At 65.7% G+C, this 11613-nt stretch carries 11 protein-coding genes; 10 read left to right on the plus strand and 1 reads right to left on the minus strand.

Going from position 1 to position 11613, the window contains the following annotated elements; all coding sequences use genetic code 11:
• Positions 1 to 392, minus strand: a 392-nt coding sequence (locus tag FVW27_RS19945) for an HAD-IIIA family hydrolase (protein WP_167128735.1), incomplete at its 3' end; no start/stop codon positions are given.
• Between the two features lie 244 nt (positions 393 to 636).
• Here FVW27_RS19945 and FVW27_RS19950 point away from each other — a divergent pair.
• The 10 genes from FVW27_RS19950 (at position 637) to guaA (ending at position 11471) form a co-directional block, all read left to right on the plus strand.
• Positions 637 to 1674, plus strand: a complete 1038-nt coding sequence (locus FVW27_RS19950) for a hemolysin family protein (RefSeq protein WP_167128737.1) — start codon at positions 637 to 639, stop codon at positions 1672 to 1674.
• A gap of 511 nt (positions 1675 to 2185) precedes the next feature.
• Complete coding sequence (locus FVW27_RS19955) at positions 2186 to 2608, plus strand: cytochrome c maturation protein CcmE (RefSeq protein ID WP_167128740.1); 423 nt, start codon at positions 2186 to 2188, stop codon at positions 2606 to 2608.
• Between the two features lie 282 nt (positions 2609 to 2890).
• Positions 2891 to 4816: a heme lyase CcmF/NrfE family subunit gene (locus tag FVW27_RS19960; RefSeq protein WP_167128743.1), complete on the plus strand. Its 1926-nt coding sequence runs from the start codon at positions 2891 to 2893 to the stop codon at positions 4814 to 4816.
• The gene (locus FVW27_RS19965) at positions 4816 to 5475 is read left to right on the plus strand and encodes an ABC transporter ATP-binding protein (RefSeq protein ID WP_167128746.1); all 660 of its coding nucleotides are present in this window, start codon (positions 4816 to 4818) and stop codon (positions 5473 to 5475) included. Before FVW27_RS19960 ends, FVW27_RS19965 begins: the two co-directional genes overlap by 1 nt.
• Positions 5469 to 6146, plus strand: a complete 678-nt coding sequence (locus FVW27_RS19970; protein ID WP_167128749.1) for a heme exporter protein CcmB — start codon at positions 5469 to 5471, stop codon at positions 6144 to 6146. Before FVW27_RS19965 ends, FVW27_RS19970 begins: the two co-directional genes overlap by 7 nt.
• A gap of 237 nt (positions 6147 to 6383) precedes the next feature.
• On the plus strand, positions 6384 to 7070 hold the full coding sequence (locus tag FVW27_RS19975; protein WP_167128752.1) for a cytochrome c biogenesis protein: 687 nt from the start codon (positions 6384 to 6386) through the stop codon (positions 7068 to 7070).
• Positions 7071 to 7100: 30 nt separating this feature from the next.
• Positions 7101 to 7241, plus strand: coding sequence for a CcmD family protein (locus FVW27_RS19980; RefSeq protein ID WP_167128755.1), 141 nt, complete (start codon positions 7101 to 7103; stop codon positions 7239 to 7241).
• A complete protein-coding gene (locus tag FVW27_RS19985) occupies positions 7231 to 7854 on the plus strand; it encodes a tetratricopeptide repeat protein (protein WP_167128758.1) in 624 nt (207 codons plus the stop codon). Before FVW27_RS19980 ends, FVW27_RS19985 begins: the two co-directional genes overlap by 11 nt.
• 350 nt (positions 7855 to 8204) lie before the next feature.
• The gene (guaB, locus tag FVW27_RS19990) at positions 8205 to 9665 is read left to right on the plus strand and encodes an IMP dehydrogenase (protein WP_167128761.1); all 1461 of its coding nucleotides are present in this window, start codon (positions 8205 to 8207) and stop codon (positions 9663 to 9665) included.
• 258 nt (positions 9666 to 9923) lie between these two features.
• The gene (gene guaA / locus FVW27_RS19995; RefSeq protein WP_167128764.1) at positions 9924 to 11471 is read left to right on the plus strand and encodes a glutamine-hydrolyzing GMP synthase; all 1548 of its coding nucleotides are present in this window, start codon (positions 9924 to 9926) and stop codon (positions 11469 to 11471) included.
• Positions 11472 to 11613: the final 142 nt, after the last annotated feature.

Consider the following 11613-nt stretch of genomic DNA (forward strand, 5'->3'; position numbering starts at 1 on the left):
GCGGTGGCGGCGGCGCACAGTCCGTGCCGGTCGCGCAGGGTCAGCCACATGCCCGGTGCGGGCTTGCGGCAGGCGCAGCCGTCGTCCGGGCCGTGCGGGCAGAAGGCCGTATCGGCCAGCGACACGCCGTGTTCCCCCAGCAATTCATCCAACCGGGCGTTGCAGGCGTGCAGGTCTGCCTCGGTGAAGTAGCCCCTGGCGATGCCCGACTGGTTGGTGACCAGAAACAGCCGTGCCCCGGCGGCGGCAAGGGCGGCAAGCCCACGGGCCGCGCCCGGCAGCAGCGTGACGCCGGAAGGGTCCGACAGGTAGTGGCGGTCCTCGATGACGGTGCCGTCGCGGTCAAGCAACACGGCGCCGGGAATTGCGATGGTGGTTGATGCCCGGTTCATGGTGGGGCAACTTGTGGCACGGCGGGCCACATTTTTCAAGGCGGCGGCGCACCACCGAGCAATCGGCGGCCATGCGTTGCCATTCGACGCCGGGCCGCTTAGGTTGTAGCATTGCGGCAACCCGACAGAAACACCGGGCCGCCGTCCGCCGCACCATCTGCCGGTTCCGCCGCCGTAACGACGGGACGGGCAGGAACGGCACACCCCCCACACGTACGCCGCGTATCGGCGCACAGGACATTGCATGCTTGCGCTTACCGTGGCCGTTGCGCTTTCGCTCATCATTTCGGCCTGCTGCTCCGTCACGGAGGCCATCCTGTATTCCGTGCCATGGAGCCACGTGGAGCAGTTGCGCAAATCGGGGCGCAAGGCAGGGCAGGTGCTGTTCGAACTGCGCTCGCGCATCGAGCAGCCCATCACCGCCGTGCTCACCCTGAACACCGTGGCCAACACGGCGGGTGCCGCCATTGCCGGGGCCTACGCGGCGGACGTGCTGGGCGACGAGCACATGGCCGCCTTTGCCGCCGGGTTCACGGTGCTCATCCTGATTCTGGGCGAGATCATCCCCAAGACCGTGGGGGTGGCCTATGCGCGTCCGCTGTCGGAATACGTGGCCCGTCCGGTGCGCGTGCTGGTGGCGCTGCTGATGCCTATCATCTGGCTGGGCGGGCGCATCACCCGGCTGTTCACCCCGCCGGGCGGCGGGGCGCCCCACGCCACGGAAGACGACATCCGGGCCATCGTCAGCCTGTCGCGCCGGGCCGGGCGCATCCAGCCGTATGAAGAACTGTCCATCCGCAACATCCTGTCATTGGACCAGAAGCGGGTACACGAAATCATGACCCCGCGCACGGTGGTCTTTTCGCTGCCTGCCGCCATGACCGTGGCCGAAGCGCACGAACAGCCGGACTTCTGGCACTACAGCCGGGTGCCGGTGTGGGGCGAGTACAACGAGGACGTGGTGGGCATTGTCACCCGCCGCCGGGTGCTCAAGGAAGTGGCCGAAGACAACGACACGCTGCGCCTGTCCGCAGTGATGCAGCCGGTGCACTTCGTGCCGGACACCCAGACCCTGGACCGCACCCTGTTGCAGTTTCTGGATGCGCGCACCCACCTGTTCGTGGTGCTGGACGAGTACGGCGGCCTTGCGGGGGTCATTTCGCTGGAAGACGTGCTGGAAGAAATACTGGGGCGCGAAATCGTGGATGAAACCGACCGGGTGGACGATTTGCAGGAACTGGCCCGGCGACGCCGTGCGGAACTGGCACAAAACAAGGAATGATTACTGTTAGCCTTTATGCAACCTTGCGCATCCACCTTGATTCCGGCGGGTTACCCTGAACCCTGCCCTGTTGTGAAAGCCTTTGCACCAGCGCTACCCCCTTGCCACGACGGCGGAAACGCCGTATGCCGAATGCAGCCGCACGCGACATTTCCGTAGGGTGGCGGTACCTTTTTCCGGTACCGCCCGTCGTATTCCCCGATGAATCCGGCGGCAACGCCTCCGATGCAATCCGGCACCGCCACACGGTGCCGCGAGAAGATACACAGTTCGCGGCCGGTCACGGACCGGCAGATCATGCGGGCGGCCACGCCAGCTGCCCGCGCGGCGCCATCGGCGCCTGCACCACGAACGCGCCCGCGCGACCAAAGGGACGCCCCTTCCGGTGACGGCTTGGGTGGGTTCAGCCCTCCCAATCCCGCGCGATGCGGCGGCGCGCTTCCCGCCCCTTCCGGGCAGCACCGGCCCACCGGGCTGCCGGAAAAACCGGGAAGCCACACAAGGACCACACATGTCGAAGAAGAACGGTAAAAGCCTGTACCTCGTGGCCCTCGCCCTGTTTCTGGGCGGGGTGGGCTATCTGGTATTCTCGGGCTTTTCCCAGAACAGCGTGTACTTCCTGAACGTTTCGGAAGCCCTCGCCATGCCCTCGGAAAAGTTGCAGTCCATCCGCATGTTCGGCACGGTTGCCACCCAGGGCATTGCCAAGCTGGACGACGGGCCGGGCGTGCGCTTTCTGCTTGAAGACAAGGACAACCCCGGGCAGACCGTGCGGGTGATGTACCGCGGTGCCGTGCCCGACACCTTCAAGGAAGGCGTCGAGGTCATCGTGGAAGGCGGCATGCCCCAGGGCGGAGCCGCCGCTGAATTCCGCGCCAAGACGCTGATGACCAAGTGTCCCTCGAAATACGAAAAAGAAAACCGTAAGGGATGATGCCCGGCGGTTGACGCGGCGCGGACCGGCCAGCCTTCCGTAACGGCCCTGCGGCTGACGGATGGCCTTGTCGGCACGTGTCGCGCACCTGCGCCCGCGCACCCGGAAACCTACGTGTGGGCACACGCCCTGGACACACGGCATGACGGGGATTCCGCCCTCCCGTGTCACCGCGCCGGGTTCCCCCCCGGAAGACGGGCGGTGCCCGGCGTCATCCGGCCTCCGCTACCGGTCGCACCCCGCGCCGGGCCGCGCATCCCTCACATATCGGCAGGAGACTTCATGCACCTTTCCGCATACTTGCTGCTTGTCGCGTCGTTGCTTTTCGCCCTCTTCTTTGCCGGGGCGGCAGCCGCGCAACTGTGGCAAGGGCGTTCCACGGCGCTGCCGTGGATCGAAAAGGCGCACCTGATGCTGACCGGGTTCATGACCCTGTCATCCGTGGTGCTGCTGCACGCCCTTGTCAACTTCGACTTCTCGCTCGTCTACGTCGCCAGCTACACCGACCGCGCACTGCCGCTGTTCTACCGCATGACGGCCTTCTGGGCCGGTCAGGCCGGATCCATGCTGTTCTGGGGCTGGTCCGTGGCCCTGTTCGGGGTCATCTTCGCCCTTACCGGCGGCTACCGCGAGCTCAGCCCCCAGACCAAGCTGTGGTACTGGCTGTTCTTCCTGTCCGTCATGGCCTTCTTCCTGCTCATCCTCACCGCGTGGAGCAACCCGTTTCTCACCGCCGCCCCGGCCCCTGCCGACGGCAACGGCCTGAACCCGCTGCTCCAGAACCCCGGCATGATCTTCCACCCGCCGCTGCTCTTTCTGGGCTACGGCGGCTTCGCCATCCCCGGCTGTCTCGCGCTGGCCCAGGCCATGAGCAACGGCTATGGCCGCGAGGGCGCGTGGGCGGGCATTTCCCGGCCCTTCACACTGACGGCATGGCTGTTCCTGACCGCAGGCATCGTGCTGGGCGGCTGGTGGTCGTACATGGAACTGGGCTGGGGCGGCTACTGGGCATGGGATCCCGTGGAAAACGCCTCGCTCATCCCGTGGCTGGTCTCCACCGCGTTCCTGCACACCTCGGTCATCGAGTCGCGGCGCGGCAAGCTGCACCGCGTGAACATCCTGCTCATGGCGCTGACCACCATCTCCGCCTTCTTCGCCACCTACTTGGTGCGCAGCGGGGTGGTGGATTCGCTGCACGCCTTCGGCGACGGCGGCGTGGGCCGTCCGCTGCTGATCTTCATCCTTGCATCCACCGCGCTTACCGTGGCGGTCACGCTGATCTGGCGCAAGGACGACGCCAAACCCCTTTCCGGCATCGACAGCCGCGAAGGATTCCTGGTGCTGGTGGCCTGGGTGCTGCTGGCCCTTTCCGCCATCATCCTTGTCGCCACCATGTGGCCCGTGTTCAGCAAGTTCTGGGTCGAAAAGCCCATGGGGCTGGAACCAGCCTTCTACAACCGGGTCTGCCTGCCGCTGTTCGCGGGCATTGCCGTGCTGCTGTCCATCTGCCCCTGGCTGGGCTGGAAGGGCGGCGTGCGCAGCATGCCGAAGCTCCTGGCCGTGCTGGGAGTGATGGCCGCCGTCACCGCCATGACCTGGTACACCTACCGCATGCCCATGGCCGCGCTGGGCGCGGGCGCGGGCGCGGCCTGCGTGGCGGGCATCATCATCCTGCTCACCACAGAGGCTCACGTCCGGCGCAACAACGCCTCGCTGGCCGCGCACGGCGTGCACCTGGGCCTGGCCCTGATGGTGCTGGGCGTGGCATTTTCCGGCCCGTACAAGCTGGAACAGGAAGTGGAGATTCCCCGTGACGCCACGGTAAAGCTGGGCAAGTACGACCTGCGCTACGTGAACCTGTACGAGGGTGAAGGCGCGGGCTACATCTTCATCGAGGCCGAACTGAACGTCACCCGCGAGGGCGCGCCCGTGGGCGTGCTGTCGCCCCAACGCCGCCTGTACGCCAAGTTCGACCGTCAGGCCTATGCCGAGGCGGCCACCATCTTCGGCCTTGGCGACGAACTGTATGCCACCCTGCTGGGCGTGGATGCCGAAGGTGCCGCCACCCTCAAGATCAGCGTGAACCCGCTGGTGAACTGGGTGTGGATCGGCGGCACGCTGATGTGCATCGCGCCCTTTCTGGGGCTTCGCCGTCCGTCCTCGTCGCGCGACGAGGACGACGACACCGGAGACGGGCAGGAGGCATGATGCTGCTGCGGCTGACCAAGGTCGCCAAGTTCTACGGCAACCGGCTGGTGATAAAGGACGTCTCGTTCGAGGTGTCCCCCGGCACGGTCACGTTGCTGGCCGGTCCCAACGGGGCGGGCAAGTCCACGCTGCTCAAGCTCATGGCCGGGCTCTCCCGGCCCAGCGTGGGCAGCGTGGAGCGCGGCATCGCTGACGAAGCCCTTGGCTACCTTGGCCACCAGACGTTCATCTATCCCGAACTCACCGCCTTCGAGAACCTGGCCTTCTGGGCGCGTCTGCACGGCCTTGCGCAGGAGCGTTGCTCCGAAGAAGCCCTGCTGGCCGCCCTGGAGCGCATGGAGCTGAAACGCTTCGCCTTCGAGCGGGCGGGCGGCTTTTCACGCGGGATGGCCCAGCGGCTGAACCTTGCACGGGTGCTGCTGCTGTCGCCGTCGCTGCTGCTGCTTGATGAACCGGGCACCGGACTCGACACCCGGTCCATGGCCATCCTGCACCGCGAAATCGCCGCTGCGCGCGACCGGGGCGCGGGCATCGTCTGGATCAGCCATTCCGTGGCCGAAGACCTTGCCCGGGCCGACCGGGTGCTGGCCATTGCCGACAAGCGCGTGGTATACAGCGGCCCCGCCGCCGACTACGTTCCGGAGGCCGTGGCATGCTGAGCGCCGCCCTTGCCATCGCATCGAAAGACCTGCGCCTGCTGCTGTCACGCGGCACCGGCCTGGTCCAGGCCCTGCTGCTGGGACTGCTGCTGATCTTCGTGTTCAGTCTGTCGCAGCGGGTGGGCGAGGTGATGGGCCCGCAGGGGGCCGCCGCCATCTTCTGGCTGGCGTCCGCCTTCTGTCAGGTGCTCATCTTCAATACCCTGTTCGCCATCGAGGAAGCCAACGGCGCCCGCTTCGGACTGCTGCTGGCCCCGGTGCCGGTACAGGCGGTGTGGCTGGGCAAGGGCATTGCCGGGTTTACCCTGCTGCTCTGCGCCCAGGCCGTGTTCCTGCCCGCCGCCATCGTCTTCCTTGGCCAGACCGTGTCGCCCCTGTGGCACGTGGGCCTGGCCACCGTGCTGCTGGCGGACGTGGGCATCGTGGCCCTTGGCGCGTTGCTGGGCGCGCTGTCGCAAGGGCAGGCCGCCCGCGAATCGCTGCTCAGCATCGTGCTGTTTCCGCTGCTGGTCCCGGTGCTGCTAGCGGGCATCCGGGTGGGCGCAGCCGCCTTCGCCGACGACATCCCCGAAGGGGTGGAATCGTGGCTGGGGTTGGTGGCCGCCTTCGACGCGCTGTTCCTTGGCGCGGGCATCGTGCTCTTTCCCTTCGTGTACGGCGGGGAAGAATAGCTGAAAGCAACTGATCGGGGGGCTCTGCCCCCTGGCCCCCGCAAGGGGGCACGCCCCCTTGACCCCATTTTCGGAACCGGCCCGCTTCGCGGTCCGATTCCGGACAAGTAGTGAACTTTGAACATCCCCTTATAAAAAGTTTGGGGGGATGGGGGTCCGGGGGAAGGAGACCCTTTTCAAAGGGTCCCTTCCCCCGGAAAAGAAATACAATGCCGCCCAGGCGGCAGCGAGGCACCCATGCAAACGAACCGGCTTTCCCCCGTGATGCCCCTTGTCGGGATTGTCGCGGGCCTGGCCCTCGCGCTCTGCCAATACATGATCTTCGTGTACGCCCCCGTGGAACAGACCATGGGCATCGTGCAGAAGATATTCTACTTTCACATGCCGCTGGCGTGGTGGTCGCTGATCAGCTTCCTTACCGTGTTCGTGGCCAGCATCGCCTTTCTGCGCACCCGCAACTGGAAGTGGGACGCGCTGTCCGGCGCCGCCGCCGAAGTGGGCGTGCTGTTCAGCGGCCTTGCCCTCATCACCGGCTCCATCTGGGGCCGCCATTCCTGGGGCGTGTGGTGGACGTGGGATCCGCGTCTGACCACCACCCTGGTCATGTGGTTCGTGTACGCGGGCTACCTTGTGCTGCGCACCCTCGACCTGCCGCGCGAGCGGCTGGGCACCGTCTCCGCCGTGGTGGGCATCGTGGCCTTCCTCGACGTGCCGCTGGTGTTCCTGTCCGCCCGGCTGTGGCGCTCCATCCACCCCGCCGTATTCGCATCCAAGGGCGGGGGACTGGAAGCGGAAATGAAGACCACCGTCATCGCCTGCATCGTCGCCTTCGGCTTTCTGTGGGTGGCGCTGACCTGGCTGCGCGCGGCGCAGCGGCGCATGGCGGCACGCATCGACGTGCTTGCGACGGAAACCACCATCTAGCCTTGCAAAAGGCAGGAGGTTCGAAAAAATATGGAGAGCACCCAATGGCTCCTGGTCGCCAACGCGGCCGTGTGGCTCGGCATCGGCGCCTACCTGTTCCTGATGGCCCGCGCGCAACAGACCCTGGACCGGCGCATCCGCCACATGGAGATGCTTGGCGATGACAAATAGCACCCTGACCATGAATCCGCTGGACGGCGGTCGCAAACTGGTGTTGCTGGCCGTGTGCGTTGGCCTGGCCGCCATGCTGGGCGCCTCGTTCCTGTACCGCCTGTCCAACCCGTCGCTGGTGCAGCAGGGGCGCGGCCCCGCCGCGCAGGAACAGGCGGGCGAACACGACGGCGAGATGGAAATCGTTTCCGCGCTGATGCAGAAGGTGCAGCAGAACCCCAACGACGCGGGCGCGCTGTTCGCCCTTGGCCAGCACTTTCTGGATCATTCCGACTGGGCGCGCGCCGAAGGCTTCCTGGCCCGCGCCGTGGTGGCTTCGCCCGCCGACCCGCAGCCGCTGTACATGCTGGGTATCGCCCAGTATCAGCAACAGTCTTTCGAGAAGGCGGCGGAAACCTTCGAGCGGCTCATCGAAATCGATCCCCAGCCCGCCGCGCGCTACAACCTGGGCATCCTGTACCGCCACTACCTGAAGGCCGAAGCCAAGGGCAATGCCCACCTCAAGGCCATCATCGAAGACGCCAAGGCCCCGGAAGACCTCAAGGCGCAGGCCCGGCAGGAACTGGAATCCGCCGTGCACGGCGACAAGAAACAGCAGGACAAGAAGCAATAGCAGGCCATCGGCCCGCAACATGACGACTCACACCGGAAGGGGCGGACCACCGCCCCTTCCGTGCATGCGAAGCACAGCAATGATGCCAACGCCTGACGCCGCACGGGCAGGCCATGACGTGACGAAACGCACCCCGCGTCCTTCATGCCCCGCCCACCTGTCACTGATTGGGGAAACAACCCGATTCTTGACAATCCGTCACCTGGACAGATATGATGGTTGATTAAATTTTGACATATTTGTCAAACCTGCCAAGCCCAACGACCCGCCCTTCGTTCGGAGGCAGACGGGGAAAACGGTCCGGAGCCGCGCGGCCCGGACGCTCCAACCAACCCGCCCGGAGAGAGATCATGAGCAAGATCGTGTGCAAGGCACTGACGTTCGACGACGTCCTGCTGCAGCCCGGCTATTCCGAAGTCACCCCCGACCTCGTGGACGTCTCCACCTGGCTCACCCCCGAAATCCGCCTCAACATTCCCCTGCTCAGCGCCGCCATGGACACCGTGACCGATTCCGGCATGGCCATTTCCATGGCCCGCAACGGCGGTGTCGGCGTCATCCACAAGAACATGCCCGTGGACCGCCAGCGCATCGAGGTCGAAAGGGTCAAGAAGTCCGAAAGCGGCATGATCATCGACCCGGTGACCATCGACCCCGACTATTCCGTGCGCCAGGCCCTGGAGCTGATGGCCGAATACCGCGTCTCCGGCCTGCCGGTGGTGCGCGGGGTGGAACTGGTGGGCATTCTGACCAACCGCGACGTGCGCTTCGTCAAGGATCTGGAAGGCACCCAGGTGCGCGAGGTGATGACCAGCAAGAACCTGGTCACCGTGCCCGTGGGCACCACCCTGGACGAGGCCAAGGATCTGCTGCACGCGCACCGCATCGAAAAACTGCTGGTGGTGGACGAGGGCAATCGCCTGAAGGGCCTCATCACCATGAAGGACATCGACAAGGTCCAGAAGTACCCGAATTCGTGCAAGGACGACAATGGTCGCCTGCGCGTGGGCGCGGCCATCGGCATCGGCAAGGACTGCGAGGAACGCGCGGGCGCCCTGCTGGGCGCGGGCGTGGACTTTCTGGTGCTGGATTCCGCCCACGGCCATTCGCGCAACGTGCTGCGCGCCATCGAGATGGTCAAGGGCGCCTTTCCCAAGTGCCAGCTGGTGGCGGGCAACGTGGCCACCTACGAAGGAGCCAAGGCCATCCTGAAGGCGGGCGCCGACACCGTGAAGGTGGGCATCGGCCCCGGCTCCATCTGCACCACCCGCATCGTGGCGGGCGTGGGCGTGCCCCAGGTGACCGCCATTCTCGAATCCGTGCGCGCCGCCCGCGAGCTTGGCCGCTGCATCATTGCCGACGGCGGCGTGAAGTTCTCCGGCGACGTGGTGAAAGCCATCGCCATGGGCGCGGACACCGTGATGATCGGCAGCCTGTTTGCGGGCACCGACGAAAGCCCGGGCGAAACCATTCTCTACCAAGGCCGCTCGTACAAGATCTATCGCGGCATGGGTTCCATCGACGCCATGAAGGAAGGCAGCTCCGACCGCTACTTCCAGGAAAAAAGCAAGAAGCTGGTGCCCGAAGGCATCGTGGGCCGCGTGCCCGTAAAGGGCCCGGTGGCCGAAAGCCTGTACCAGCTCGTGGGCGGCCTGCGCTCCGGCATGGGCTACGTGGGCGCGGCGGACATCAAGGAATTGCAGGAAAAGGCGCAGTTCGTGGAGATATCTGCGGCGGGGCTTCGTGAAAGCCACGTGCATGATGTGATCATCACGAAGGAATCTCCCAACTACCGCATCGACAATAACTAGCCGCTCGCCGCGGCGGGCCTTTCGCCCTCCGGCGTCGTCAGGCATCGTCTTTTACTCCGGTCACGTACGAAAGAGTACGCTCCCTGCGTAAAAGGCTCGCCTTCCTTGCCGGATAACGAAAATCCCGCCGCGCATGTCCCGGTGACGCCGAAGAGCAAAAGAGCGTCATCGGGCAGCCGCTACTCCCCAGACACCACGGCCTCACAACGCATATCACGATTGCCCGAAGCACCCCGCGCGGGCGACAGAGGACAGCACATGGAAGCACAGACCAAGGTCATCATCATCGACTACGGTTCGCAGGTGACGCAGCTCATCGCCCGTCGCGTGCGCGAGGCTGGCGTCTACTCCGAAATCCACCCCTGCATCGTCACGGCGGATCAGGTGCGCGCCATGAAGCCCGCCGCCATCATCCTGTCCGGCGGCCCGGCCAGCGTGGGCGAGGCCGATGCCCCCACCCTGGAAAAGGGCCTGCTGGAGCTTGGCGTGCCGGTTCTGGCCATCTGCTACGGCATGCAGCTTCTGGGGCACAACCTGGGCGGCCAGCTGGCCACCTCGGAAACCCGCGAATACGGTCCTGCCGATCTTACCCTGCTGGGCGACTGCCCGCTGTGGGACGGCATCGACAAGTCAGCCCCCACCCGCGTGTGGATGAGCCACGGCGACAAGGTCAAGACGCCCCCGCCCGGCTTTGCCGTGGTGGGCCGCACCTCCACCCTGGACGTGGCGGCCATGGCCGACGACGCCCGCCGCATCTACGCCGTGCAGTTCCACCCCGAAGTGCACCACACCGAGGAAGGCACCCGCATCATCAACAACTTCCTGTTCCATGTGGCCAAGCTGAAGGCCGACTGGACCATGTCGTCGTTCGTGGAGCGCGCGGTGAAGGAAATGGCCGAAACCGTGGGTGACCGCCACGTGGTATGCGCCCTTTCGGGCGGCATCGATTCCACCGTGGTGGCCGTGCTGCTGCACAAGGCCATCGGCAAGCGCCTGCACTGCATCTTCGTGGACAACGGCGTGCTGCGCCTGAACGAAGGTCAGGAAGTGGTGGACTACCTGCGCGAACACTTCGACCTGAACCTGAAGTACGTGCAGGCCCAGCGCCGCTTCCTCGACAAGCTGGAAGGCGTGGAAGACCCCGAGCAGAAGCGCAAGATCATCGGCTACACCTTCATCGAGGTGTTCGACGAGGAAGCCAAGGCCCTCGGGCACGTGGACTTCCTGGCGCAGGGCACCCTGTACCCCGACGTCATCGAGTCGGTGTCGCACAAGGGCCCTTCCGCCGTCATCAAGAGCCACCACAACGTGGGCGGCCTGCCGGAAAAGATGAACCTGAAGCTCATCGAGCCGCTGCGCGAACTGTTCAAGGACGAAGTGCGCAAGGTGGCGGGCGAGCTGGGCCTGCCGGACTTCATCATCTGGCGCCATCCCTTCCCCGGTCCGGGCCTTGCCATCCGCGTCATCGGCGAAATCACCGAGGAACGCCTGGACATCCTGCGCAAGGCCGACAAGATCGTGCAGGCCGAGCTGATGTCCTCCGGCTGGTACCGCAAGGTGTGGCAGGGATTTGCCGTGCTGCTGCCGCTGAAGACCGTGGGCGTCATGGGCGACGGCCGCACCTACGAGCACGTCATTGCCCTGCGCATCGTGGACAGCGTGGACGCCATGACGGCGGACTGGGCGCGCTTGCCTTCCGAACTGCTTGAGCGTATTTCGAGCCGGATAATCAACGAGGTGAAGGGCGTGAACCGCGTGGTCTACGACATCTCCTCGAAGCCGCCGAGCACCATCGAATGGGAATAGGCGGACGGCGTTCGCCCAGGTGCATGCCTTGGTGCACACCTGCATGAACGCCCGGCGGATGCGCGGGGGCCGCAAGGCCCCCGTGACGCCCCCGCCACCTTCGGCCGAAGGGCCGCGCCATCGCGCGGCGCCCACGGGGCAT

Origin of the sequence: Nitratidesulfovibrio liaohensis, from assembly GCF_011682075.1 — a bacterium.
Taxonomy (GTDB): Bacteria; Desulfobacterota; Desulfovibrionia; order Desulfovibrionales; family Desulfovibrionaceae; genus Cupidesulfovibrio; species Cupidesulfovibrio liaohensis.

Coding starts and splice junctions, on each gene's coding strand:
- guaA (WP_167128764.1), top strand. CDS start 9,924: ATGGAAGCACAGACCAAGGTCATCATCATCGACTACGGTTCGCAGGTG.
- FVW27_RS19960 (WP_167128743.1), top strand. CDS start 2,891: ATGCACCTTTCCGCATACTTGCTGCTTGTCGCGTCGTTGCTTTTCGCC.
- FVW27_RS19955 (WP_167128740.1), top strand. CDS start 2,186: ATGTCGAAGAAGAACGGTAAAAGCCTGTACCTCGTGGCCCTCGCCCTG.
- FVW27_RS19965 (WP_167128746.1), top strand. CDS start 4,816: ATGCTGCTGCGGCTGACCAAGGTCGCCAAGTTCTACGGCAACCGGCTG.
- FVW27_RS19950 (WP_167128737.1), top strand. CDS start 637: ATGCTTGCGCTTACCGTGGCCGTTGCGCTTTCGCTCATCATTTCGGCC.
- FVW27_RS19980 (WP_167128755.1), top strand. CDS start 7,101: ATGGAGAGCACCCAATGGCTCCTGGTCGCCAACGCGGCCGTGTGGCTC.
- guaB (WP_167128761.1), top strand. CDS start 8,205: ATGAGCAAGATCGTGTGCAAGGCACTGACGTTCGACGACGTCCTGCTG.
- FVW27_RS19975 (WP_167128752.1), top strand. CDS start 6,384: ATGCAAACGAACCGGCTTTCCCCCGTGATGCCCCTTGTCGGGATTGTC.
- FVW27_RS19970 (WP_167128749.1), top strand. CDS start 5,469: ATGCTGAGCGCCGCCCTTGCCATCGCATCGAAAGACCTGCGCCTGCTG.
- FVW27_RS19985 (WP_167128758.1), top strand. CDS start 7,231: ATGACAAATAGCACCCTGACCATGAATCCGCTGGACGGCGGTCGCAAA.